Source organism: uncultured Gimesia sp. (assembly GCF_963976445.1).
GTDB lineage: Bacteria > Planctomycetota > Planctomycetia > Planctomycetales > Planctomycetaceae > Gimesia.
Genome location: NZ_CAXBKP010000004.1, coordinates 19919 through 46639 on the forward strand (window position 1 = coordinate 19919; position 26721 = coordinate 46639).

The following is a 26721-nucleotide window of genomic DNA, read 5'->3' on the forward strand; positions in this document are numbered from 1 at the left end:
ATAAAGGAGCAGTACAGTCAAATAAACACATTGCAGTAAATCGCTTCCAGGATTAGTATTACTGTCCCTTCCGACTGCTGTTTTTATCATTTCCACGATTCTATTTATTTCTCATTCCTGTGATTGATTTCTCGCCATGAACGGTTTCATGGGTCGTTCCCGACTCCTTTCCCAAACTTACTATTTGATTTTCCTGGTGCTGGTTTCGCTGATCACAGTGTTATGTGGTTCTGGAGTTGTCTGCGCAGACGATGCTGTGCCAGCAGAAACACTTTACCTGAAAGATGGACAAGATTATTCAGGTGAAAGCATCGGCTTTGAAGACGGAAATATTCTGTTCCGTCTCTCAGACGGTCAGGTGCGTTCGATTTTATTGGGGTTGGTTGATCGTCTGGAATATAACTCAACCGATATAGCGTCCGACTCAGCCGCTTCGAATGAAACGCTGTTGGTGAATAACGACAATACCAGCTTGCCGCCGCTTCCTTCATTGATCGATCAGGTGCCAGTGATGGACCCCTTGGATGTTTCGCCAATGCCTGAAGCAGAAGACGAGTCTCAGTTCAAGCAGATTGAGGACGTTTGTGATCAATGCTGGGACTATGTTGAAATCTGGACCAAACGATTCGAGCTTGGAGGGACGTTTCTAGCGGGCAATACTCAGCAGGATTATTTAACCACTGGATTGTATCTGGAAAAATCAGACAATGACAATTTATTCGAATTTGAAATTGGTGGTCGCTGGGGGCAAGCCAACGGCGTCAGGGACGCCAATCGTTGGTATGGTAATGCGACACTTGATATCGCTCGTACAACCGATTGGATTGTCTTCGTGACAAACAAGAATACGTATGACGAGTTCGAAAACCTGGATTGGCGCGGAACGTTTTCGGCTGGTTTAGGATATCGATTCATTAATGAAAAAGATAAACGCTTGATCGTGCGTGTTGGTCCTGGTGGGACGCGCGAAATATATAACAGCCCTCGTTTACGCCGTACTACTTTAGACGTGTTCGTAGAAATTGAGTTCCGTTGGCCTCTTTCCGATCATGCGCAGCTGGAACACAAACAGACCTGGACTCCCAGTGTGGATGTGGCACAAATATTGCGTGTTACAACGGAGACCGGAATACTGTTCAAGCTGGATAACAAAGACCGCTGGAACCTGAAATTTGGGTTTCTTCAGGTTTATAACTCATTTCCAAACGCAGGCCGTAAGAAAAGCGATTACACAGGTAATGTCTCGCTGGTTTACACGCGGAAATAAGGACAGAAGGTCAAGGGCTTATTTAGGTTTGCCCAGTTTGACGTTCAGTTTCACGCGTTTTCCATCGCGCATGACTGTGACATCGACTTCTTCGCCGGGTGAAAACATTCTTAATGCCAAGTCGAAGTCATCAAGGCTACCGATTTTGGTCTTACCCATCTTGATGATGGCATCACCGGCTTTGAGGCCTGCTTTATCCGCTGGGCTTCCGGGAGAGGCTCCTGAGATGTGATAACCGGGGCCTTCACCGCCGAAATCAGGAATACTGCCAAAATAGGGACGATTGCCTGACCGCATGGTGGTGGCAGGACGTTCAATTTTAACGTATTCAGGGCGTTTCGGGTTTTCGGCCGTTGCAATCGTGATTTCTTCCAGAAACCCGATGATCCGCTTCATTCCGGGAATATTGATTTTATCCCAGTCGTCAGAGGGGCGGTGGTAATCGCTGTGCGTTCCCGTAAACAGGTGTAATACGGGGATCTCTTTTCCATAAAAGGAACTATGGTCACTAGGTCCGAAACCTTCTGGCTTGAGTGAAAGCTTCAGGTCATACGCTTTGCCGGTTTCTTCCACCAGCTTATTCCAGCGGGGTGCTGTTCCGGTTCCAAAGACCGTCAGTTTATCATCGGTCAGGCGGCCTACCATATCCATGTTGAGCATGGCGACCGTATTTTTAATATCGAACAGAGGGTTTTTTACATAATGAGCGGACCCGATCAGTCCGCGTTCTTCGCCGGTAAATGCGATAAATACCAGACGTCGCGGGAGCGGTGTTTTACGGGCTGCTAGTTTACGTGCCAGTGCAATGAGTGCCACCGTGCCAGACGCGTTATCGTCGGCGCCGTTGTGCACATCGGTAGAACCGGGGGCGAGAGAACCTTCGCCACCATAGCCGACATGATCATAATGGGCGCCAATCACAATCGTTTCGTCTGCATGAGGCCCTTTGCCTTCGAGCACGCCGATCACGTTTTTGATTTCGGTGCGAATCTGCTTAACAGAAATCTCCCCTTCTGCTTTCCACTGTGGCAGAGCAAAGCTTTCCGGTTTCAGGTCAGCGTCAATTTGTCCTTCGAGTTCCTGCAGTGTCGGTTTACCAGCATCTTTAAATAACTCGTTACATTTCTCGATGGAAATGTGCGCGATCGGAATCGAACGTCCGTCGCCGCTACCGGCGTAACCGAACTTCATCAACTCATCGAAATTGCCTTCTTTCAAACGCTTGCGTGTCTGCTGAACGCTGTGCAAGGATTTTTTCAGTTCTCGGTCTACTTCGGCCCGTTTGTCCTCTTTGGCTTTTTCCCAGATTTCGGTGGCTGTGATTAGTTCTTCCACCGCGTCTTCTTCGAGTTCTTTGGCTTCCTTTTTATTTTCTTCGGTCGAATAATAATCGTTGACAAATAAAATGGCCTTGGCACCTTTGCCGAAAGCGGTACTGACTTTGTAACGCAACGCGGCATAGCGCGAGATCCCATGCGCACCTGCAAAGGGGCTGGTTTTGTCACCTTGTTGAGGAGTCCGTCGCATGAGAATGACAACTTTGTCTTTCACGTCGATGCCGGCGTAATCGCTGTATTTTACATCTTTTGCGTCAATTCCATATCCGCAAAAGACCAGTTCCGCATCAAACTTCCCGGAACCTCCAAATGAACAGGAGCGAAAGTCTTTGTCATAAACCAGCGGAATCGTTTTGCCGTCGGGCCCTGTTAGCTGGAGTTCATTCGAGGGGCCGAGCTTACTGCCGGTATTAATCGTAAATTTCTGAAAGGCACTGTCGTTGACCGCTTGTACGTTCAACCCGGCTGCTTTGAATTCTTTCTCAACATAATCAGCGGCCAGATTGATGCCACGTGTATTAACGCCGCGTCCTTCCAACTCATCGGAAGCCAGGTACTTGATCGCTTCCAGCATTCGCTGCCCGCTGATGGAGTCGACCCCCGCTTGATCGTTGGCTTTTGCCGTTTTGGCGGGTGTCTCACCCCAGACTTGGGAAGTCTGAAACAAGGGGCCGAGAGCTAATCCGATTAATCCCAGAAAACAGAATCCGGCAATAAAACGATTCGGAGTTCGATTGGTTTTCAGAACAGACATTTATCCTCTTTCCCTGAATGAATTAGCGCGAAAAACCGGCCTACTGTCACTACGTGGACTCATCTAAGTGTGTTGGAAGATTCACTTGCGAGGATACCACGCGAGCAGGTTTCCTACTCCCATTTTCGCACTTCACGTGCTGAATGGAAGTCAGTGACTTAAGATTAATCAAAAATCGTCACGGTTCCGAACTCATTTTTATTGTTGATGTTACGAGGATCAACCCTGAACTGGCGAATTGAAACCGGAACGGTTAGAGTTTAACGTTTTCGATACAAATATGAACTCCGCTTGAAAAATGAGACAAGCAATGGATCTTCCCTCAGAGATGCTCATGGGATGTGGACTGTCTTCAGATGCAGCACAGCAGTTGGCCAATACGCTCAAACAGCTTCCCGTTCAACATGACAAGGAAGCCTGGCAGACTCTGACAGCTCTGGTGTTATTACCCGAGATGCCGTTTCCCGTTCATCAACTCTTGTATCAACGGGTATTTCAGCAGCGAATCGAACAAGGCGTTCCCGCGCCGGCCTGGTTTCCGGGAGAACAGGAACGGACTCACTCGCATCTGGCCGAGTGGCTGCGCGATTTAAAATTAAATAGCATGGAAGAATTGCAAACGTGGTCCGTTCAGAACCGGGAAGCATTTACACAGAAACTGATTGACTCGCTCAACATTCCATTTCAACAACAGCCGCAGCAGATCATGGATCTGAGTGGTGGCGTCGAACAGATTGAATGGCTGACGGGAGCGCAGCTGAATATTGTGGAAAGTTGTTTCCGAGAGAAAGCGGATCAGACGGCGATTGTGTTTCAGAAAGGATCGCCCGAGTTGCAACAACTCAGTTACCAGGAATTGAAAGCACTCACCGCGCAGGTGGCCAACGGTTTAGAAGAGGCTGGCATTCAACCCGGAGAACGTGTCGCCGTGATGCTGCCTATGACGCCGGAGTCAGTGGCGATTTTCCTGGGTATCATAGCCGCCGGTTGTGTGGTGGTCACAATCGCTGACAGTTTTTCGGCCGAAGAAATGCGTGTGCGGCTTGAAATTACCGAACCCCGTCTGATTTTTATTCAGGACGTGATTTCCCGAAACGGCAAGCAACTTCCCCTTTACACCAAGCTGGGTGAGCAAACTCCATTGCCGGCGATCGTGCTTCCTGAAGGCGAGACCTGTCAGATTCCGCTACGATCGGGGGATCGGCTCTGGTCTGAAATTCTCTCTGAGAATCAGGAATTAACGTGTGTGCCCCGTAGTCCGCATGATGAGTCGACGATTCTCTTTTCCTCAGGCACAACGGGCAGCCCCAAAGGAATCCCCTGGGATCAGACGACACCGATCAAATCTGCGGGAGACGGGTATCTGCATCATGATATTCATGCCGGTGATGTGGTTTGCTGGCCGACCAATCTGGGCTGGATGATGGGACCCTGGCTTGTGTATGCCTCGTTGATCAATGACGCCACGATCGCAGTGACAGATGCGGTTCCGACCAGTCGTGCGTTTTGCGAATTTGTTCAAAATGCAAACGTCACAATGTTGGGACTCGTCCCCAGCATTGTCTCTACCTGGAGAGGGCAGGATCGCGTGGCGGGGCTGGACTGGTCGCAGATCAAAGTCTTCAGCTCGACGGGCGAGTGTTCGAATCCCGATGATATGTTATGGCTGATGTCGCGCGCCGGTTATCGTCCGGTGATTGAATACTGCGGTGGCACTGAGACCGGTGGTGGCTATATTACAGGGACGGTTCTGAAGCCGGGAGTGCCTGGTCTGTTTGCCTGTCCGGCGGTTGGCTTTGACTGGCTGCTGTTGAATGAAGCCGGTCAGGAAACCTCGAACGGGGAAGTCTTTTTTGTGCCTCCGGTGATTGGCTTATCGACGCGGCTGATCAATCGTGATCATCATGACGTCTATTTCGCCGACATCCCTCCGGGCCCCGACAGGCAGGTACTTCGGCGGCACGGCGATCAGATTGAATCACTGCCCGATGGATATTTCCGGGCACAGGGTCGGATTGACGATGCGATGAATTTAGGGGGGATCAAAGTCAGTTCGGTACAGATTGAAGAGTTACTCATGCAGGCTGGTGGCGTCAGAGAGGTCGCTGCGATTGCTGTGCCTCCCGCAGGTGGCGGCCCGAGTCAGCTGGTGATATTTGTAGTGCTGCAGGCCGATACCAAATGGGTCGCAGATCAGTTACAGCAGGAAATGCAGCAGATCATACGTAGCCAGCTCAATCCGTTGTTTAAAATTCATGCTGTGCGCGAGATTGAACAACTGCCTCGCACGGCTTCTAATAAAGTAATGCGTCGCAAATTACGAGATTTATTTCAAGGTTGAGAAATATGAATCAGCAGAAACAAAAACGGGTCGCCGTCTTGAGTGCCGCCAGAACGCCCATTGGCGCTTTTAACGGTGCTTTCAAAGATCTATCGGCGGTGCAGCTGGGCACGATTGTCGCCCAAGAAACACTAAAACGGTGCGGCTTGAGCGCGGATCAGGTCGATGAGGTATTTCTGGGGCAGGTCTTTACTGCCGGCTGTGGGATGAATCCGGCGCGGCAGGTGGCCGTTCATTCTGGGATGCCTTATCATGTGCCCGCGACCACGGTGAACATGGTCTGCGGTTCCGGCTTGAAATCGGTCGCTTTGGGCATGCAGTCGATTTTGTGTGGCAAGGCCCGTGTCGTGATGGCGGGGGGTATGGAAAGCATGAGCAACGCACCTTATCTGCTGCAGGGCGCGCGGACCGGCTTCAAAATGGGGAATCAGCAACTGGTCGATTCGATGATTCACGATGCATTGTGGGATGCCTTCTATGATTGTCATATGGGGATCACTGCGGAGAATCTAGCCGAAAAATACGAAGTAGTGCGTGAAGAACAGGATCGCTATGCGGTGCAAAGTCAGCAGCGCTGTCAGGCTGCGATGCAAGCCGGGAAATTTGAAGCCGAGATCGTCAGTGTCTCGGTACCCAGAAGGAAAGGCGATTCGGAATTGATCTCCGTTGATGAATTCCCGCGCAAAGAGACTAGTCTGGAAACGGTTTCCTGTTTACGACCTTCTTTTAAAACAGACGGGACGGTGACTGCTGCCAATTCGTCAGGCATCAATGATGGTGCTGCGACTCTGTTGATTGCCGAGGAAAGTTTTGTTGAAGAACACAACTTAAAACCACTGGCTTGGATTCGCGCGTTTTCGAATGTGGGACTCGACCCACAATATATGGGCATGGGGCCGGCGCATGCGATCGAAGACTTGCTGAAAGCGGAACAGCTGACGTTAGCAGACATCGATTTATTAGAAGTGAACGAAGCGTTCGCCGCTCAGTCGCTCGCAGTCGGCAAGGTCTTAGACTGGGATGAATCACGCGTGAATGTAAATGGCGGTGCGATTGCGCTGGGGCATCCGTTGGGCGCCAGTGGTGCCCGGGTCGCGGTGACGTTACTGCACGAAATGCAGAAGCGAGACTCTAAGCGGGGGATTGCTTCACTGTGTATCGGCGGAGGGATGGGAATCGCGATGTTATTTGAAGCGGCAGAATAATCATCATTCATAAAACAGAGAGACAGCAGCATGCAGGAAATCGGAATATTGGGCGCAGGACTGATTGGCGCGAGCTGGGCCTCGTTTTTTGCCGCACAGGGTTTAAACGTCCGCATTTATGATGTGAACGAAGCTGTGAAACAAAAGGCACTAGATATTGCTCGAACGAACCTGCAGCGACTGGCTGGTCTGGAGTTGCTCGCACCGGAAGAGGCACAGCGCGGAGAAGCAAACCTGCGGCTCGTCGGTTCGATGCAGGAATTACTGGCGGATGTGGATTATGTCCAGGAATCGGTGATTGAAGATTACGCGATCAAGGCAGACGTCTATCGTGAATTTGAACAGCACGCCCCTGACACAGCGATCCTCGCGAGTAGTTCTTCGGGGCTGTTAATGACGCGGATGCAGTCTGTTTTGGAGAATCCCGAACGTGCGTTGATTGCGCATCCCTTCAATCCGCCGCATCTGATTCCGCTGGTTGAACTGGTGCCCGGCGAGCAGACGGCTGCTGAAACGGTCGAAACCGTCAAAGCCTTTTTCCTCAAGCTCGGCAAACATCCGGTGGTTCTGAATAAGGAAGTGCCCGGTCACATTGCGAATCGTCTGGCGGCGGCAGTCTGGCGGGAGTCGCTGGCGCTACTCGATGAGGGGGTCGCCAGTGTGGAAGACATTGACGCGGCACTGTGTCAGGGCCCCGGTTTACGCTGGGCGATGATGGGGCAACATCTGATTTATGAGCTGGGAGGCGGTGAAGGGGGCTATCAAAAATTTATTGATACCATCGGCGCTTCATTTGAAGAGTATTTGAACGATATGGAAACGTGGACGACGATTCCTGAATCGGCAAAACAAAAAGCGGTTGCTGGCACGCAGGCTTATCTGAAACAGAAAAGCCGTAGCGAATGGGCAGCCTGGCGAGACGAGAAACTGGCTCGGATTCAACAAGTATTGCGCGAGGAGTCAAGAGATGTCTGATCCCAAAACGGCCTTGATTACCGGAGCCGCGAGTGGCATCGGTGCGGAAATTGCGAAGACCCTGTTCAACGATGGTTGCCACGTCGTGATTGCTGATTTGAATGAACCCGATTATCTGTCAAGTCTGGCATCTGAAACTCAACGCGCGTTGTATGTTCCCAGCGATCTCTCTAGGCAGGAAAGTTGCCAGGCACTTGTAGAGCGTGTGGTTCAGGAATTTGGTTCTGTCGATATTTTGGTTAACAATGCCGGATTTCAGCATATTTCACCGCTGGAAGAGTTTTCGGAAACCGTCTGGGAGAAAATGCTGCAGGTGATGTTAACAGCGCCGTTTCTGCTCACAAAATATGTGTTGCCCGGAATGAAACAAGAGCAGTGGGGGCGCATCATTAATATGGGGTCGATTCATTCTCAGGTCGCATCGCTCAACAAAGCCGGCTATATTACCGCCAAACATGGACTGGTGGGCCTGACGAAATCGACAGCGCTGGAAGGGGGGCCGTTTGGGGTCACAGCTAATGTCATCTGTCCGGCCTATGTTCGCACGCCTCTCGTTGAACAGCAGATTGCGTCACAGGCACAAACATTGGGGATCAGCGCGGAAGAGGTAGAAAGTCAGGTATTTCTGAAAGCCTCGGCTACGGGTAAAATGATTGAACCTGCGGAAGTCGCCGCGATGGTGCGTTATCTCTGCTCTGATCAGGCCAGGTCAATTACGGGAGCCTGCTGGACGATTGATGGTGGATGGACGGCACAATAGCATTTCGGAGTGTTGAAATGGCCGCAGAGAAATGTAGATGCAGTGAAATTCAGCGACACTAACAGCGAGCGTTGACTCTAGCCTGCTGTTGCGCTATCTGAAAATGGCAGATGGCATCTGATCTCGGCCTTCACTTTGATTGCACGATTGATTTGTGTCGCTGTCTGAAGTCTAATAAAGGTGAGCGAAGTTACGAATCGCATACCAAAACAGTTACGTACTGTTTCTGTACTATTCTATGAAACAAACTGTTTGTTGTCGCCTTCCTGTTGAACGATTCCATTGGTATTGAGGTACTCCTTATGAAATCTCTGATCATCGCGGTGTTTTGTTTTGTTTTTCTTCCCGTTCTTGCGGTAGCAGAGGAAAAATCTAACAAGCCGAATATTGTGCTGATTATGGCCGACGACCTGGGGTATGGCGATCTAAGTTGTTATGGCAGTAAGAATTGCGATACTCCCCAATTAGATCGCCTGGCGTCTCAAGGAATGAAGTTTACTGATTTTCATTCCAGTGGAACCGTCTGCAGTCCCACTCGAGCCGGTTTACTGACGGGCCGCTATCAGCAACGGGCGGGCATTGATGGCGTGGTCTACGCCAATCCGAAAAAGAATCGGCATCACGGGCTGCAGAAGAATGAAATCACGCTCGCACAATGTTTGCAGTCAGCCGGTTACCGCACGGGTATGTTTGGAAAATGGCATCTGGGATATCAGCGACAATACAATCCCACATTTCGCGGTTTTCAGCGGTTCGTGGGTTATGTCAGCGGGAACGTAGACTATTTCGCGCATCTGGATGGCACGGGTGTATTTGACTGGTGGCATGACGCAGAGTTAAATCGCGATGAGCAAGGTTACGTGACGCACTTAATTACCGATCATGCAGTCGATTTTATTCGGCAACAGAAAGATCAGCCCTTCTTTGTCTATATCGCGCATGAAGCCGTGCACTATCCCTATCAGGGACCCAAGGATAAACCGATGCGGAAAGAGGGCGTGGGGGATATCAACTCTGCCAAGCGACAAGATATCACAAACGCGTATCGTGAAATGAATACCGAAATGGATCGGGGCATCGGCAAGGTGGTCGCTGTTCTGAACGAACTGAAATTAACGGACAACACGTTGATTATTTTCCTGTCCGATAACGGCGCGAATAAAAAAGGCTCCAATGGCAAATTACGTGGCTTTAAAGGGAACGTTTGGGAAGGTGGGCATCGTGTACCGGCCATTGCCTGCTGGCCCGGTCGGATAACCGCCGGCAGTGTATGTGAAGAAACTGTGATCAGTATCGACCTGATGCCGACGATCTTAGAACTGGCACAAGCTACTCTGCCTGACGATCATCAACTGGATGGTGTGAGCCTGGTTCACTTACTGAAAGAGCAGCAGAAATTAAAGCCTCGATCGGTTTTCTGGGACTATAACGGCCGTTCGGCCGTTCGCCAGGGACCCTGGAAACTGGTACTGAATCAGAATCATAAAGCACCTGTGGAATTATTCAACTTGCAGGACGATTTAGCGGAATCAAACAACCTCGCTGTAAAGAATCCAGAGCGCGTGCAGCAGATGCAGGCTGCGTTTGCTGACTGGAAAAAAGAGGTGACTCAGACGGCGACACTCCAACCCACAAAATAAAACACACCGATTTTGGTCAGGAGACGATTTGATGTTTCGACTTACAATATTATTGCTGGTACTGCTTCCCATAAACCTGTTTGCCGCGGAAGAGGCAAAAAACGGACTGCAAGCGGGAGCCGCCAAGGTGAATATTAATCCGCGGAAGTATCCGGTTTCGATGATCGGCAGTTTCCAGGATCGTCAGGCGACATCGGCCCATGATCCTTTGCATGCCAGAGCACTGGTATTAAAAAGTGGAAACACTCGGATTGCTTTTGTGGTCTGTGATATCTGTTTGATCTCACGGGAAATCTTTGATGCTGCCAAGCAACAGGCGTCAGAAAAAACGGGCATTCCCACTAGTCATATGCTGACTTCAGCCACTCACACGCATACTGCGCCGACTGCGGTTCCGCTGGCGCAATGTCATCCCAGTCCGGAATATGTGCAGTTTCTAACCGAGAGTATTGCCCAGTCCATCATCAAGGCGCATGCCCGCCTGGAACCTGCCCAAGTGGCGTGGACTGTTGCTCGTGAGCCAGCCGAAGTGAATAATCGCCGCTGGTATGTGAAAGAAGGGGGCATTCGCCCAAATCCCTTTGGCAAAACGACCGACAAGGTTCGCATGAACCCTCCCCGGGGAAGCGATCTGTTGATCAAACCGGCTGGGCCAACTGACCCTGATATTTCGATTCTCTCAGTACAATACGCAGATGGCCGACCGCTGGCGCTGTTGGCAAATTATTCACTGCATTATGTTGGTGGCTTACCACCCAATCAACTTTCGGCGGACTACTTTGGTGAATTTGCGCGACAGATAAAAAAACGACTCGGTGCAGATGAGTCGTTCATCGGAATGATGTCGAATGGATCCAGCGGCGATATCAATAATTATAATTTCAGAGAGCCCCGGCCGCGCGCGGCGGTATTCGAACGAATTACTGCAGTGGCGAATGTGATTGCCGACCGGACGTTCCAAGCTGTCAAATCGCTAAAGTATCGCAGTGACGTTCCGCTGGAAATGCAGGAACGTTCGATTGATTTGGGGATACGAAAACCGAACCCGGAAGAACTGAAGTATGCCGAGAAGTTGCTGGCAGATGCCAAAGATCCGCAACGGTTAACCACCAACGAAGTCTATGCACGGGAAACGGTTCGGATCAACGCAGGACCGGAGACTGTGAACCTGAAACTACAGGCATTGCGGATTGGTGAATTGGGAATTGTCGCGATACCGTGTGAAGTTTTCGCGGAAATTGGTCTGGAAATCAAACAGAAAAGCCCGCTCAAACCGACTTTTGTGATTGCGTTAGCCAATGGCTATAACGGTTATTTACCCACACCAGAGCAGCATGTTTTGCAGGGGTATGAAACCTGGCGCTCTGGTTGGAGTTATCTGGAAGTCGATGCGTCGAATAAAATTAACGATCAGGTATTGGGAATGCTAAATCAACTTGCTGACTGAATTAGACTTTCGGTGAGCAAGAAATCGCATCAACAAGATCAACCAGAAATAGAATGATCAGAGGAACTGAATATGAGAATGCCGCTCGTACTTATGTGGTTCGTGACACTGTGCGTGTTTCAAGCCAGCCAGACAGGTTGTGCTTCTGACCCGAATCAATCGACAGTAGAAAAACAGAAACAGGGGTTTAAGCCATTGTTCAATGGCAAAGACTTGAAAGGCTGGAAACATAGCGGTAACTGGAAAGTGGAATCAGGTGTGATTACACGCTCCGGAAAAGGGGGAAGTCTGGTTTATGCATCACAGCCTCTTCCGGATGACTTCGAATTGAGATTTAAATGGAAGGTGGCGGAGGGCAGCAACAGCGGCGTTTATTATCGCCCTGGTCAATATGAGTATCAAATTCTCGATAATCAAAAACATGTTGATGGCAAGAACCCGCGAACCAGTGCTGCTTCAATTTACTTCTGCCTGCCTCCGTCGCATGATGCGACTCGACCGGTAGGCGATTGGAATGAAGGTCGCATTGTTTGTCAGGGTACGGTGATTCAGCACTGGTTGAATGGTAAGAAAGTGATTGATCTGGATTACACTGATCCCCGCTACGCCTGGAACGTTGAATTACTGGCGAATCGTGGTGGCAATCTAGCGGACCGCGGCGCTTACTTGTCGCTGCAGGATCACGGTGACCCCGTATGGTATCGGGGGATGACGCTGAGAACGATTCCGGTTTCTGAGAAGCTGGATCGAAGCCCTGTCAAGCCGGCCGAAGTCTCCGATGCCGCCATGGCAGCCGAGCAACGCAAGTTGCAACGAATTATGGAAGGCCGCGCACGTCAGAAACAGAAACAAACAAAGTAATCACTTTTCTGTTGAGGCGAATGGTCTGCTACTGTTTAATTGACTGAATCATTCGGTTTGAGTTTTCTGGATAGAAATGGTTGTGGAAATGTTGTGTCAGCGCTTAATCATCGGTTTATCGAGTCTATTGTTGATGACCAGTTTGTCTATTGCGGCAGAACCAGTGAAGGTCATCTTTGATACAGATATCTCGGGCGACGTTGATGATGTGCTTGCTTTAGCCATGTTGCACACACTGGCTGATCGAGGAGAGTGTGAATTGCTGGCAGTGACGATTTCCAAGATTAATCCACTGACGGGACCATTTACTGACGCGACAAATACGTTTTACGGTCGGGGGGAAATTCCAATCGGCGTGACGCGTGATGCACAGCGTCGGGAGAGTCGATATCTGAAACTGATTAATGAAAAACAGGGGGAAGCGTGGCGATATCCGCATGATGTGCGATCCAACAAAACGCTGCCTGATGCCGTGAAGTTGTTAAGGAAAACGCTGGCTTCTGAGCCGGATCGATCAGTGGTAATCATTCAGGTTGGACTTGCTGCAAACCTGGCAGATCTGGTGGAATCAAAGCCAGATGAATTCAGTCCGTTGAATGGTTTGGAACTTGTCCGTCGCAAAGTCAAGCTTGTCTCTGTGATGGCAGGTGCTTTTGAACCAATCAACGGAAACAAGCACTTTCTGGAAGCAAATGTGAAAAATGGCATTCAGTCGATGCAACGGTTTGCGAAGCTGTGGCCCGATGATGTGCCTGTGGTCTGGAGTGGCTTTGAAATTGGAATCGCAGTCACATACCCTCGCGACAGTATTGCCCGGGACTTTGGTTATTGTAAACACCACATTGTCCGGGAATCGTATCTCCTGCATAGCGGACCGAATCATGATCGACCCAGTTGGGATTTGACAAGTGTACTTTACGCGGTCCGTCCCCAAGACAAATACTTTGACGTTTCAACACCAGGGAGAGTGAGTGTGGCCAATGATGGTTTTGTCAGCTTTGTGCCGGCAAAGCAGGGGCGCGATCGATATCTGATTATGAATTCGATGCAGGCCGTTCAAGTCCGGGAAGCGTTACGGAGTTTCGTCAGCCAACCTCCTTTGAACTTGGGATCACGCTAAATATTCTATGTCTATTTTCAATCACTTCATTTATTGATAGTCCATGTGGAATCAATTAGAAGATCGCTATTTGCTGGAATTCTGACTGACTTGTTCCAACAGAATATCGATTGATTCACACATTTCTTTTTTTAAAGCATGCAGACTATTTTTCATGACAACCAACCCATCGATTCGATTTGTGATCTTTTTTGGATCAATGGCAGGTTCGTTGACAAGCTGTTTTTTCGCTATGTGACTCTCTTTAAATTCTTCATCAGGTCCATTGGAACTCGAACTTTCTAATTTACTGACTAGCAAATCAATGTCGATGGGTTTGACCAGTAGATCTCTAAATCCAACGGCAAGTGCTTCCCTTGTCAGTTCTTTCATTTTGGGTGATGAGGTGCCATGTTCACGCGTCACCATGAGGTAAAAGTGAAGTGGAGGAATCACTCCTTCATCATTAAATCGTTCAATTTTCGCGGCTGCTTTGTAGAGATCGATTGCATTCATTGAAGGCAAAAAGAGACTGGTAAGAACCGCGTCTACTGAAAAGTCTGTATTTAAAATGGCAAGAGCCTCTTCCCCACTTTCTGCAGCGACTGTAGCAAAGTCATAGCGGGCCAGTTTCTGGGTAAGGCTCTGACGTATGAACCCAATTTCGTCGACAATCAGTATTTTCATAATCCTATCCTGCTGTGAATTTAAAATCATTCGCACGTTGCATTTGATTTGGGGGTCTTTCACTTTATCTTCTATCGCCCTCTGGAATTGAAATAAAAATGGGGGATATTACCCAATTAGGCGTGGAGTATTTGCCTCATTGTTGAATATATAGAATGCTTTAGGTAAAACAGGGTACATGGGTGTGCCTTGTGTGGTAGAGTTAAAGATAAGGATACTGCTGTCCGAAGTGTATTATAAGATTCGTATGTCCGATTTAGGGCTCTCTCAAAGTACGGATTCAAAAGGTACTTTTCAGTGCAAGACTGGGAGAAGAAGTTCAATAGAAAATTGTTTTCATATTGATAGCTGATGGGCATGATTGCTCACTTCTTTTGAACTGGTGAGAAATTATTGATGGCACTTTTTATAGATTCAGTTTGTATCCGGCCTCTAACTGCTACAGCCTATATCGGAAATTCTTGTTTTGTTTCAATGGCATGACGAGACTGTTGCTATTAAGACTTTCTGGTCAATCATAAAATCTGAGTTTCTTCCCTACACCTTTGAAATCTGTCTTTCTCCAAAAGTAGATCATTGAGAAAAGTGTTCGAAAATATTGAAGATTGAAACCTGAAAAACCATCATACGCATTTATGTTTGTTTGCTTTCCCCTCCAAACAGTTTATTCCCGATTGTTTCAAGCTGAATGAATTCATAAGCCATAACAGTAGTGATGGTTATTATGAATACACACGTAACAAATGATCCAAAATCGAGCACATCGAGTATTGGTCTACAGGACAGTTCCTGTAACCAGAGTTGTTTTGTGCCAGTCAGCACTTTAATTGAGGGGCCGAATGAACGCTATTGTTGTTTACATTATTGATGATGATCCAGATGTCCTGGACTCGATTGCATTTTTGTTGAGTACTTCAGGCTACACGGTTAAAACATTTGATAGTGTGCATTCGTTTTTAGAATCCAAAGAAGTGGTGGATCCTGGCTGTATTTTGATCGACTTGATCATGCCTGAAATATCAGGGATTGAAGCGATGCAGCTATTTAAAAAACAACAGCTCCATTTGCCTGTGATTATGATGAGTGCTTACGGGGATATTGAAAAAGCCGTTTCTGCAGTCAAATTGGGGGCTTGTGATTATCTTGAAAAACCGTTTGGAAGAGAAAAATGTCTCCAGGCAATTGAGTACGCCATGTCTCTTTTGGAGCCCAATCAAGACGAATCCAATGAAGAGGGAAGAGACTATCTTCGACTGTACGATGGCTTAACGCGAAGAGAAAAACAGGTCTTTCATCTGATAGCCGAAGGTCATTCCGGCAAACAGATCGCGAGTTCCATGTCGATCAGCTATCGAACTATGGAAAAACATAAAGCAAATCTGTTAAGCAAATTAGGAATTTCCAGTGCGACAGATATCGTTCATCTATTATACAAAATCAAGGATATGCCGGGATATAAGAAAAACGGTATCGATTCTTGACGAACGGTACTGTCGTTTCTCCTATCTGCTTTGAGAACGCGGTAGCCAGCTCGTATTCTTCTTTCTGTGAACGGGCCTCTTTCAATGCGCTTCAATTTCCGTCCTTTCTCACATGAATCGTTTCTTCGCATTCCCATTTCTGTTTGAGTCTAAATGAGACTCCGTTGTCAGGTCGATGCATGACATTGCATTTGTCTTGCTGATAAGTACGTCCCCGAACAGAAATAGAGATATGGCGATGTGTTTATGGGGGGAATTCCCCATGTATTATTGATCAAGCAAAAGTCGATATGACCTAGACCGGTTAGATGAACAACTGGTGAGATTGCAGTGTGGACAGTACGGGGTTTTTCACTATGAAGTTTAATCATAAGGAGTGGTGTGTAGCCGTATAAGCTTAGATCTCAGTAGACTAAAAAGGGCCTGTAATGACATCGGACCGAGTCAGACTAAATGACAATCAGATAGCAGGGCAGATTTTAAAATTCAGTAGAGATGTGTCAGTTGCGATTGATGAGACGGGCAGCATTCTCATGTCGAGTGCATCAATTGAACATGCCTTTGGATGGCAAGCAGAGGAAGTGATTGGTGAAGAATTATGTTTTCTGTTATCTGATCCCTATCTGAATTCTTGTGAGCAATATTTGGCTGAATGTTCTAATTTAGCAAACTTAGAAGGACAGACGCGGCAAATCATTGCGAAACGAAAGGATGGTTCCTGCTTTCCTTGCGAATTGACAATCAGTCGCGTAGACGACATTCAAAATCAAATACTCTATATCGGAATCATCAGGGATATCAGCGAGCGACTGAAGACCCAGAATAAACAGAATGAATACCTGGAGCGGTTGAAGCAGTCCCGCCGGGAGCTTAAGCGTAAAGATTACGAACTAAAAGCGGCTCGAAAAGTAGTCGAACGCGCCAATCAGGCAAAAAGTGAATTTCTGGCAAATATGAGCCATGAGATTCGGACACCCATGACGGCGATTCTGGGGTACGCAGAGATTTTAAAAGAAAACCCTGGCTCTCCGGACAATTTTGAATTGATTGAAATTATTCAAAATAATGGCACGCACCTGTTGCAGGTGATTAACGACATTCTGGACATTTCAAAGATCGAGATGGGAGACTTTGAAATACAGAAAGTCAATTGTTGTCCTAAGCAGGTCTTGCAGGAAGTGGTTGATGCCTACCAGTTGAAAGCAGCGGAGAAAGGGCTTCCGATTCATACTCAGTGTCAGGATTCTGTTCCCGAACTGATCAAGACAGATCCAGTAAGGTTGAGGCAGGTCCTTTGGAATCTTGTAAGTAACGCGGTGAAATTTACCGAGTCCGGACGGATTGAGATCGAGCTCCGCGTTTTCTCTCAGTCAAAAAATGACAGAGTATTACAGTTTACAGTCGCTGACACGGGGGTCGGGATTCCGGCAGAGAAGGTGAATCATATCTTCGAGCCGTTTGCGCAGGCTGATAGTTCGACGTCAAGAAACTATGGTGGAACCGGATTGGGGCTGACTCTCAGTTATAAACTGGTCCAATTGCTGGGGGGCAATTTATCTGTTCAATCGACATTGGATCAGGGAAGTGTATTTTGTGTTGCGTTGAATGTAGGCGAGTCAGTTCAATCGACGCTCAACAATAAGCAGAGGCACCGGTTTAGCTTGGGGAATTCGGTCAAACAAGATCGTCATCAGCAGAAAATAAAAACAGAGCGAGACGAGTACAAAGGGAAGGTGCTCCTCGTAGACGACACAAAAGAAATCCGCAAACTGTTTAGCTATATGTTGAATAAAATGGGTTTGGAAGTCGTAACTGCTTTGAACGGAAAAGAAGCCGTTGATCAAATGAATGATGTCGCCAACCAGCATGCCCCGTACGATATGATTCTGATGGATATGCAAATGCCGGTCATGAATGGCTATGAAGCGACGCAACTGTTAAGAAGCCAGGGAAATCAGATTCCCATTATCGCGATCACTGCTCATGCTCTGGTGTCAGACAGAGAGAAATGTCTGGCTGCCGGATGTACTGAATATCTGAGTAAGCCAATCAAATATGAGGTATTGCATGAAATGGTGAATTGCTATCTACCGGAAACTGCGGCAATGTTTTCAAACTGACTGTCAGAAAACCTTGTTTTCCTGTGTTCATCCCACTTTCTTGGTCTGCTTGGGAAACGGCAGGGAGATATGAAACGTGGCTCCGCCATCTGAATTCTGGCGATACCATATTTTTCCGTCGGAGGCGTCAATCAGCGATCGGCTCAATGATAAACCGATGCCGAGCCCCTCTTTCTTATTCGTGGTGAAAGGCGTAAAGAGTCGTTGCTTGAGTTCTTCAGGAATTCCATTTCCGGTATCGGCGACTGAAATTAATGTCGCTGAATCGTTGCCGGTTTCGATGGTAATCGTCAATACCCTTGGCACTGCTGTGTCTTCCATTGCTTCCACCGCATTCTTGACGAGATTCAGAAGCACCTGTTCAATTTGTACTCGATCAGCAAATACTGTTGGGAATTTATTCTCACTCTTGACTTCCACTTGAATCTGATTCAAGCGGATCTGGTAATTCATTAACTGCAGCGCATTTCGAACACTTTCGTGAATGTTAAACAGCAGCCGTTCTTGTTTTCGCTTTTCAGCCAGATTTTTTAATCTACGGACAATATCGCCGGAGCGGAGCGACTGGGCTTCTATTTTTGAAACCAGTTCAGAAATATCACCGCCTTGATCGAGGAGATACCTCAGGGAAGAGCTGTAATTGGCAATTGCCGTGAGTGGTTGATTCAGCTCGTGCGAGAGTCCCGCTGCTAATTCTCCCATCACAGCCAGCCGAGAAACGTGTGCCAGTTCGTCCCGGTATTCCTGGACCATATTGCTGGTTTCGTGTTTTTCGGTTAGATCCTGAATTGTGCCATACAGCAACAGTTTTTCTCCCTCGAGACTCTTTTTCAAGGCTGCTTGAGCAAGCACATGACGGACTTCGCCGTTGGGACGTTTAATTCGAAGCTCAATGTTGAATGGTAAATCGTTCTGCAGGGTATTGGTGATCACACGCTGTACCAATTCCCGGTCATCCTCGTGAATCATCTCCATGCAGGAAACATAACTGGGTTGGAACTCTGTTATGTCTAAACCGAAAATACAATAGACTTCTTCCGACCACCACACGGTCTGGTCCTGGATATTCCATTCCCAGCTGCCAATATGCGCCAGACGTTGTGCTTCAAACAGGCGGTTGTGCATGTTGTTCATTTCAATTTCAGCTACTTTTCGCTCATTGATGTCCTGGATAATGACCAGGATTTCTTTGGACTGATAAGGCAGCAGGCGGGCTTGAAACCAGTGGGGCCTTTGATTGAAATTTAAAGAATATTCAAATGATGTGGGTGTTCTGCAATGGCTGAAACATTGAATCGCTCTATCAAACTGATGGGCGACGGACTGTGGAAGCAGTTCATTGATATTTCGGTGAAGTGAATCATCTGCTATCGGAAATAAGTTGTTCTGTTTGCCACTCTCATACCCGAGAATGGTTCCGTCTGCTTTTAAATGAAAGAAGAAATCCGGATTTACTTCCAGCATGGCTTGCAGCTGTGCAGTTTTTTTTACGACGCATTTTTCAGCGAGTAAGCGGTTGGTGATATCCGCAGCCGATGCAATGATCTGGATCACATTTCCATTAACGTCATACAGGGGGCTGAAGGTGATATCCAGATCGATGAGTTTCTGGTCTGAAATACGGGCTTTGGTGTCATAGCGAATCGTTTGACCTGCAGCAGCCCCTTTCATTGCGTTTCTCATTTTTGACAGAACTTCAGCAGAGTAGGTCCATCTGTAAGACTCCCAGAACGGTTTCCCAATGACGTCCGATTTTTTGATATTCGCGGCATCCAGTGGCGCGCGATTGATTTCCAGCAGAATTCCTTCAATTGAATACACGCTGACAAAGACAAATAGACTATCCAGGATATCGTGAGTTCGTTTTGATGCAGCCAGGAGTTCTTTCTCAGCCCGTTTTCGTTCTGCAATTTCCTGCCGAAGGTTTTTATTAATTTGCGTAAGCTCTGCCGTTCTTTGTTCGACGCTGGTCTTTAATGCTTGTTCATATCGTTTTTGATCAGTCAGATCCATACCCAGACAGAGTGTGCCGACAGTTCGATTCAAATCATCGATCAATGGATTGTGATGCCATTTGATTTCCCGGTGATTGACCAGATTTGTGACAATAGGTTCCCCGGTGGCAGGTTGTGTTGCATTCACGATGGTGAAGCCCGGGACTTGATCTGCCGGGCCGATCAGTTTGCGGAATTGCTGGTTGATCCAGACGGAATGATTGCGGAAATCCTTAATCGAAACGGCCAGGGAACTGTTTTCAAAAAAGGGAGCCAATTGTTTTTGGATATTTTGTTTCAACTGAGCTTGTCGCAGATAGATCAGGTCGCCTGCCGCCGCGATCCAGATCATGCCGATTGCGATAAAACGATTTTCCCAGGCAGACTGCGGAATGTTTGTGCCAATTTCCGCGATCACAGGTACGAATGTCAGGAAGGAGCAAATACTGGCAGCGAATAAGACCGGCCCGATGCGTTGTTGCCTCGCCACCAGCACAATTCCGACCGCATAAAAAGCGGGGACCGCGATATTCAACGAGACTTGTAGATCAGTCAGAAAAACGATCAGAGTCAGCAAACCGCTGAACTCCAGCAGTCGCAAACGATTTCGCTTTGTGGCCATAGACGGTCCCTGTTCATCAATGGAATCGAAAGAAGATCCATTCCAGAAATAGTAAACACTCGCCTGATTATCGCTTCAGATTTAAATCCTTTTGCAAGAACAATCAGTGTGACGGGACAGAGATAATTGATTATGCCTTAAATCGAAAAAATTATAAACCCCGTTTATTTAAAAGGGTTTGATTTTGTGAATGGATGAGTAGATGCCGTTGTTGAAAAGCAGGCCGTCGGTAGAAGTGGCGAATTACATTTGTGATCAATTGCACATTGGTTCTTAATCCGTCAGAATTGATTTTTGGTGTAGGTTCAAATTTTATAGGGAGAAGTGGGCTATGGCGAATCCTGTGCATGTTGAGATTGTGAAGCAGGGAGCTGAGGCTATTAGAAAGTGGCGGGAATCAAATAAACTAAGTCCAACTTCAGAGATAATGGTCCAAAACCTGGATTTAAGCGGGGCTGATTTGAGGGGAACCAATTTATCCAGAGCCAATTTGTCAAAGACTAATTTGCAGGGAGCGTTTTTAAATCATGCTGATTTACGAGGCGCTGAATTAACGGGGGCAGATTTGAGCGGTTCTGACTTGAGCGGAGCCAATTTAAGTGGGGCCAACTTTGTTGGTGCCACGATGACTAATATTAATTTGGTGAACGCAGATTTGAGTGATGCTATCTTGTGTGCTGCTGATTCGGCTGTACCTGATTTTACTGGGGCTAAATTGCGGCACGCAAATTTTGGTGGTGCAATTGGTTTCAAAAAAATAAAAGGGCTCGAAGCAAAACAGCTTGGTGGGGTTAATCTAAGAAGTGTTGACTTACCTGCTTCAGTCGATATTAAATCACTGGAAAGTATGGCGGATGTTTCAAATCATGTGAAATATTCAAGAACTTTGTTTCTTACGTTGATCATTGCCTGTATGTATTCCTGGTTGACCATGTGGTCTGCCAGTGATGCTAATATTATCACAAACAATTCTGGCTTAACTCTGCCAATTGTTAACGTCTCTTTGCCTGTTACTGCATTCTTTTGGGTTACACCATGTATCGTGCTTGCTGTGTATGCTTATTTTCTTTTGTATTTCCAACAGCTTTTAGAGCGGCTCAGTTTAGCTCCTGCGGTATTCCCAGATGGGAAAACTCTTGACGAACAAGCAGATCCTTGGATCATTTTGTCATTTATTAGACGTCATTTATCGAGCATTGATCTTAATGAGAGGGATAAGTACCAATACTGGTTGATTGTTTTTCTGGTGTGGTGGATTGTTCCAATAACGTTGGTGGGGCTTTGGCAGCGGTATCTGGTGACGCATAACCTACTCCCGGCTTGTTGGATCATTCTCTGGTGCTTGGTGTCGATCGAAATGAGACTTTATTTCTATCGATTAGCGATATCAACGATAAGTGGGAGTGTGTATGTGAGAAAAAAAGGAAGATGGTCTTGGCTGGTGAAGTATCGGCATTCATTGTCTTCCTTTTTAATTCTAGTAGGTCTTAGCTTATGTGCTAAATATATTTATGTTCCTTTTTTTTGGCGAGCAAATCTCGAAGGGGCAGAATTAAATGAGGTGATTCTACGTGGATGCGATTTACAAAAGGCAAATATGTACAAGGCTATTATGAATGAAGCTGATTTGAGTGGTTCAGATTTGAACGGGGCTGATTTGCGAGAATCATCGTTGAATGGGACTGACTTGTCTAGAAATAACCTGGAAGGAGCTGACTTGAGTGGCGCCCACCTGGAAGGGGCCAGCTTCAGAGGAGCTGATTTAAAAGGGGCTTATTTCATAGGTGCACACTTAGAAAAAGCGAGCTTTGAATCACTTGAAAGATCAATCAACCAGTGGAATGGAAACGGGCGAATTAATGAAAACCTTGCAGCACATGAAACTCGTTTAGAAGGTGCCGTCTTTTCTCACGCCTATCTGCAGGATGCAAGTTTTTCTGTTAAAGCGAATTTGAATGACATCGATTTCTCTGCCGCCCACCTGGAAGGGGCCAGATTGGGTAATGCTCATCTGGAAAGATCCGACTTCTCTGGCGCTTACTTAGAAGGAGCTGACTTAGCTGGTGCTCATTTAGAAGGAGCCAACTTTTCTAAATCACATATGAGAGGGGCCAACTTATGGAAAGCAGACTTAAAAGGAGCCAACCTCTCTGCTGCGAATCTGGAAGGAGCTCGATTAACATTTATTGAATGGGAAAAAGCCAATTTAGCCAGTGCTAAACTTGAAGGAGCCATCATAGATACTCCTGACTGGATAGAAGACTTTCGAAAACACGATCCTTCAGAAACCAATTTTGATTATAAGCGTTGGTCCATCGAGGAAAGGAAGAATCAAAATGGCGATGGAATCTATGTACTAGTCGGCCCCGCAGAAATTCATATGATCTTTCCGCAACCACTAACCAACCCCATTAAATCAATGCCCCTCAAATGAGCCACTAATCAGTACTATTGAGGTTCATTTAGTATTGATCTTTAGGAGGCATCATTTAAAAGCAATAGCCGAGGTGGGACTCGAACCCACACGCCCTTTACGGACCCGGGATTTTAAGTCCCGTGCGTCTGCCATTCCGCCACTCGGCCAAGCTGTTTAAGACTATATAGTATATTGACTTGCATCGTGCAAGCAAGGGAGAAAAATTATCTCAATTGTGATCCCTGCCAAATCCCCACCCGTTTTCGTCCCAAAACGAAAATGAGAAGCCTGTTTGCCCGTGATTTAATAGGATTCGTCGGCTAATTTTCGGGAACGACGGCGTCTGCGACGGCGGTGCAGCCAACGTTCGCCATCTTCTGCCTCGGCGAAAAAGGAGCCGGACAGCAAACGATAGAAGAATAACAGGATGAAGGCGCCGCCTGTTGCAGCCAGAAAACCGACTGTACTAATTGGCGTCACGCGGGCGCCATCCCAGAAAAACATCAGCGTGCCACAGCCAACAACGCTGCCGCCAATGCCCATCAGCAGCGTACTGACCGCGCCGCCCGGATCTTTGCCTGGCATGATGGCTTTGGCTGCGAGTCCGACTAAAGTGCCAAAACCGACCCAGACCAACATTTCGTTGATTGCTTCCTGCAGGATGCGGGTGGTGTTATCATCAAACATTTTGACGTTCCTTCGTCGGTAAATGCTTATCTGGATACGATTTACAATATATGATCGGTAGAGGGGGCCTCTTGAGAGAGAAGCCCCATTATTTAACCGGTAATATCATTATCGTCAACCCCGACTCAAAACTTGGGTTACGAACGATCTAATTGATTTTTGACTCAAGTTAATTCGAGATAGAAGCGAAGCGGTTCTGCAGATCAGCCGCTCAACCACTCCGTGCGATGTTCTTCCACAAAGGCGTCATCGTTCAGATGCGGATAGGATTCATAGATCCGATCAATCTCAGCTAACTGTCCGGGGCCGAGTGTTTCTTTGGGATTTAAACACCAGGTTCCTTCCAGTAATCCCTGACGTCGGAGGACTTCGTGAATGCCGGGAATACAGCCCTGAAATTGGTTGGCGACGTCAAACAAAACCGCGTTACAGTCGGTGACTTCGGTATTGAGGTGTATAATCGAAAGCGGAATCGCCGTTCCTGATTTGGCGACTTGTTGGCATTCTTTTAGAATCTCGACTCCCTTGTGCGTCCAGACGGCCCAATGCCCGAGCAAGCCCCCTGCAATACGGCGTTCGAGCGATTTACCACCTGACTGAAATCGAAATGGCGTGACGAGATCGAGGACAATATTATCATCGTTCCCGGTATATAGTGCGATATCTTCCCGGCCTGATTCTGCGACGGCGCGAATCACATCGAGCGTGTGATAACGGTTGAAGGGGGCCATTTTGATTGCGGCGATGTTTTCAATTTCACAGAAGCGACGCCAGAATGAGTAAGGCAGCAGGCGACCGCCCGTATCAGGCTGCAGATAAAATCCAAACACGGGAATGATTTCCGAGACCGCTTTGCAGTGCTCAATCAATGAGTCTTCGTCGGCATCTTTCAGAGCCGACAGATTGAGTAAGCCGAAGTGATAGCTGGCGTCTCGGGCGAGGGCTGCTTCCCGTGTGGCTTGTGCGGTTTCACCACAGATGCCAGCGATGCGTAACAGGGGGACGCTGCGTTGTTCGTCGGCACGATTCATTTCTTCGGCTGCCAGTTCCAGGACAGGTTGTAACAGACCAATGCTCGGATCGTGGATTTCAAACTGCGTTGTGTGCACGCCGACGGCCAGGCCGCCGACACCGCTGGCGATGTAATACCGCGAGAGGGCCCGTTGTCGACGTTCATCCAGTTTGCGGGCAGACGTTAACGCCAGAGGATGCGCGGGGATCGCGGTTCCCTGCTGCAAGGTTTGTGTGATGAGAGAAGAGTTCACAATGCTGTTTTCCTGTATAAATTCGTGTTGGTGGCGTGTGACGATAGGGTGTTAAAACTTGGCGTTAAAATTTGCCGCTCCGCGATTCGAAATGCGTTGGTTTGCCGAGTAGCGGACGTTCGTTTTGGATCCAGTTGGCAATCCAGTGGAGTATCTGCTCGACTTCGACCTGGGGAGCCCCGTATTTTTGATGTCCGTATTGGCCGTTATTGAGTAACGCGTCTTGCGCTTCGGAGCCGGTGAACTGCGGTTGTTTGCCGAAAAGCGTTCCAAACTGTTCGCAGATCTCGCGGACTTTAAGAATTTTGGGGCCGGCCACATTCAGGTTGAAGGGGGGCGATGAACCATCGGGCAGGGCGCAAAGCGTCATTGCGTTGGCGTCGCCTTGCCAGATGACGTTGACGTAACCCATTGAAATATCAATCGTCTGTTCCTGATACACCTGCAGCGCGAGATCAACGAGCACGCCGTAACGACATTCGGTGGCATAATTCAAGCGAATGATGGTCATCGGGATATTCAAGGTCCGGCTGAAGTGTTCGAACATCCGTTCGCGTCCCAGGCAGCTCATTGCGTATTCGCCGATCGGATTCGGTTTATCAGTTTCGACCGAGCCTTGGCTTGATGCAGGCGCCAGACCGTAAATGTTTCCCGTTGAAAAAGCGGTAATGCGACTGTTGCGATATTTATTGCAGACCAGGGACGGCAGATACGTGTTCATGGCCCAGGTGAGCGATTCATTTCCCGTCGCGCCGAATTTCATTCCCGCCATATAAATGACGTTTGGTACATCAGGCAGGCTGTTGATGAATTCGGTATCGAGCAAATCCCCTTTGAAGGTTTCAATACCGAGGTCTTCCAGAGGTTGTCGGCTCGATTCATCGGAGAAGCGACTCACGCCGAGAATGCGTCGCTGGATGCCGGCTGCTTCGTCGGCTCGAATAATCATACGTGCTAACGTCGGTCCCATTTTGCCGGCGATGCCGAGCAGAATTAGATCACCTTCCGTTTGCTGAAGTGCCTGAATGACCTGGGGGGTCGGGCGGCTCAGGAGTTCGTCTAACTGTTCAATATTATCAATGGTTTTGGGGAAGTCGGACATCTGCTTCTGTCTATCAGGAAAGTGAAATCAAGGGGAGAAATAAGCATCATTATCTGATGCCCCCATTATGGCAGGTTCGGTTTTGAAATGGAAATCAAGGTGGGTTTAGTCGTGGGGGATCTCACAGGCGAGGAGTTGATCCCAGTCGGGCAGGTCAGACGAGTTTTGTGAGAAGTGGCTGGCGACTACGTTTCCTTTGTCGAGAATGATCGCGGCGCCCAGTTGTTGAATGTCTTTTCCGGGAATGCCCGGCAGATATCCGGAAAGAATTGTCGTTTTAAAACCGGACCACCAGATGGCAGGTCCGATAGTTTCAGACAGTTTGCCTCGCCTGACTTGGAAGACTTCGTAGAGTTTGCGTTCCGGGTCACTGAAATGCTGTACGTTTTCCAGTGCATAACGGGATAACAATTTGTCTGCCTGCTCGAGATCCATCATATGAACGATAGCCAGTTGCAGGTTCCGCTGTTCAATTTTTGCAGATAGCGCCTGCAGTTGTGCCAGAACCTGCCGGCAGAAGGGGCAGCCGCCATGTCTAAGAAAGACCACCAAGACCGGCCGCTCTTCGGAAAGCTTGTCTAACGTTTTTCCCTGCGATGACGGGAAAGCGGCCAGTGCTGCTTTGAATTGATTTTGATCCATGAGACGCGCTCGGCCATTG

Annotated in this window: 19 protein-coding genes and 1 tRNA gene; 12 read left to right on the forward strand and 8 right to left on the reverse strand. The window is 47.9% G+C overall.

Features of this window, described 5'->3' with window-relative positions; genetic code table 11:
* Nucleotides 1–148 precede the first annotated feature (148 nt).
* Nucleotides 149–1267: a DUF481 domain-containing protein gene (locus AAC022_RS06030; RefSeq protein ID WP_339728994.1), complete on the forward strand. Its 1119-nt coding sequence runs from the start codon at nucleotides 149–151 to the stop codon at nucleotides 1265–1267.
* Between the two features lie 18 nt (nucleotides 1268–1285).
* On the opposite strand, the gene AAC022_RS06035 is transcribed toward AAC022_RS06030, so the two are convergent.
* Entirely contained in the window at nucleotides 1286–3358 is a 2073-nt protein-coding gene (locus AAC022_RS06035) for a M20/M25/M40 family metallo-hydrolase (protein ID WP_339728997.1), read from the reverse strand.
* Between the two features lie 310 nt (nucleotides 3359–3668).
* Here AAC022_RS06035 and AAC022_RS06040 point away from each other — a divergent pair, with 310 nt between their 5' ends.
* From AAC022_RS06040 to AAC022_RS06075, 8 genes are all read left to right on the forward strand, one after another.
* Nucleotides 3669–5699 (forward strand): AMP-binding protein, encoded by a 2031-nt coding sequence (locus tag AAC022_RS06040; protein WP_339729000.1) that lies wholly within the window; start codon nucleotides 3669–3671, stop codon nucleotides 5697–5699.
* 5 nt (nucleotides 5700–5704) lie between these two features.
* Complete coding sequence (locus AAC022_RS06045) at nucleotides 5705–6904, forward strand: acetyl-CoA C-acetyltransferase (RefSeq protein WP_339729002.1); 1200 nt, start codon at nucleotides 5705–5707, stop codon at nucleotides 6902–6904.
* Between the two features lie 30 nt (nucleotides 6905–6934).
* Nucleotides 6935–7879 carry a 3-hydroxyacyl-CoA dehydrogenase family protein gene (locus AAC022_RS06050; RefSeq protein WP_339729004.1) on the forward strand — a complete coding sequence of 315 codons (945 nt, stop codon included), beginning with the start codon at nucleotides 6935–6937 and terminating at the stop codon, nucleotides 7877–7879.
* Nucleotides 7872–8639 carry a 3-hydroxybutyrate dehydrogenase gene (locus AAC022_RS06055; protein ID WP_339729006.1) on the forward strand — a complete coding sequence of 256 codons (768 nt, stop codon included), beginning with the start codon at nucleotides 7872–7874 and terminating at the stop codon, nucleotides 8637–8639. Before AAC022_RS06050 ends, AAC022_RS06055 begins: the two co-directional genes overlap by 8 nt.
* A gap of 302 nt (nucleotides 8640–8941) precedes the next feature.
* A complete protein-coding gene (locus AAC022_RS06060) occupies nucleotides 8942–10279 on the forward strand; it encodes a sulfatase (protein ID WP_339729008.1) in 1338 nt (445 codons plus the stop codon).
* 31 nt (nucleotides 10280–10310) lie between these two features.
* Nucleotides 10311–11726 carry a hypothetical protein gene (locus AAC022_RS06065; protein WP_339729011.1) on the forward strand — a complete coding sequence of 472 codons (1416 nt, stop codon included), beginning with the start codon at nucleotides 10311–10313 and terminating at the stop codon, nucleotides 11724–11726.
* A 72-nt stretch (nucleotides 11727–11798) separates the two neighbouring features.
* A complete protein-coding gene (locus tag AAC022_RS06070) occupies nucleotides 11799–12587 on the forward strand; it encodes a DUF1080 domain-containing protein (RefSeq protein WP_339729014.1) in 789 nt (262 codons plus the stop codon).
* An 88-nt stretch (nucleotides 12588–12675) separates the two neighbouring features.
* Entirely contained in the window at nucleotides 12676–13707 is a 1032-nt protein-coding gene (locus AAC022_RS06075; RefSeq protein WP_339729017.1) for a nucleoside hydrolase, read from the forward strand.
* Between the two features lie 66 nt (nucleotides 13708–13773).
* Here the strand turns inward: AAC022_RS06075 and AAC022_RS06080 are convergent, their stop codons facing one another.
* Entirely contained in the window at nucleotides 13774–14373 is a 600-nt protein-coding gene (locus AAC022_RS06080) for a response regulator (protein WP_339729019.1), read from the reverse strand.
* 839 nt (nucleotides 14374–15212) lie between these two features.
* Here AAC022_RS06080 and AAC022_RS06085 point away from each other — a divergent pair.
* Together AAC022_RS06085 and AAC022_RS06090 are read left to right on the forward strand one after the other, a co-directional pair.
* On the forward strand, nucleotides 15213–15854 hold the full coding sequence (locus AAC022_RS06085) for a response regulator (protein ID WP_339729022.1): 642 nt from the start codon (nucleotides 15213–15215) through the stop codon (nucleotides 15852–15854).
* Nucleotides 15855–16282: 428 nt separating this feature from the next.
* Complete coding sequence (locus tag AAC022_RS06090; protein ID WP_339729025.1) at nucleotides 16283–17974, forward strand: ATP-binding protein; 1692 nt, start codon at nucleotides 16283–16285, stop codon at nucleotides 17972–17974.
* A 27-nt stretch (nucleotides 17975–18001) separates the two neighbouring features.
* Here AAC022_RS06090 and AAC022_RS06095 read toward each other — a convergent pair whose 3' ends face one another.
* On the reverse strand, nucleotides 18002–20590 hold the full coding sequence (locus AAC022_RS06095) for an ATP-binding protein (protein ID WP_339729028.1): 2589 nt from the start codon (nucleotides 20588–20590) through the stop codon (nucleotides 18002–18004).
* Between the two features lie 331 nt (nucleotides 20591–20921).
* On the opposite strand from AAC022_RS06095, the gene AAC022_RS06100 reads away from it, so the two are divergent.
* Complete coding sequence (locus AAC022_RS06100) at nucleotides 20922–23024, forward strand: pentapeptide repeat-containing protein (protein WP_339729031.1); 2103 nt, start codon at nucleotides 20922–20924, stop codon at nucleotides 23022–23024.
* A gap of 65 nt (nucleotides 23025–23089) precedes the next feature.
* Here AAC022_RS06100 and AAC022_RS06105 read toward each other — a convergent pair.
* The 5 genes from AAC022_RS06105 to AAC022_RS06125 all read right to left on the reverse strand — a co-directional run bounded on the left by AAC022_RS06105 (nucleotide 23090) and on the right by AAC022_RS06125 (nucleotide 26702).
* Nucleotides 23090–23173, reverse strand: a tRNA-Leu gene (locus tag AAC022_RS06105).
* A gap of 136 nt (nucleotides 23174–23309) precedes the next feature.
* A complete protein-coding gene (locus tag AAC022_RS06110; RefSeq protein WP_339729034.1) occupies nucleotides 23310–23693 on the reverse strand; it encodes a GlsB/YeaQ/YmgE family stress response membrane protein in 384 nt (127 codons plus the stop codon).
* Nucleotides 23694–23896: 203 nt separating this feature from the next.
* Nucleotides 23897–24958 carry a dihydrodipicolinate synthase family protein gene (locus AAC022_RS06115; protein WP_339729036.1) on the reverse strand — a complete coding sequence of 354 codons (1062 nt, stop codon included), beginning with the start codon at nucleotides 24956–24958 and terminating at the stop codon, nucleotides 23897–23899.
* Nucleotides 24959–25022: 64 nt separating this feature from the next.
* Nucleotides 25023–26060, reverse strand: coding sequence for an NAD-dependent epimerase/dehydratase family protein (locus AAC022_RS06120; protein ID WP_339729039.1), 1038 nt, complete (start codon nucleotides 26058–26060; stop codon nucleotides 25023–25025).
* Nucleotides 26061–26165: 105 nt separating this feature from the next.
* Complete coding sequence (locus AAC022_RS06125; RefSeq protein ID WP_339729041.1) at nucleotides 26166–26702, reverse strand: SelL-related redox protein; 537 nt, start codon at nucleotides 26700–26702, stop codon at nucleotides 26166–26168.
* Nucleotides 26703–26721: the final 19 nt, after the last annotated feature.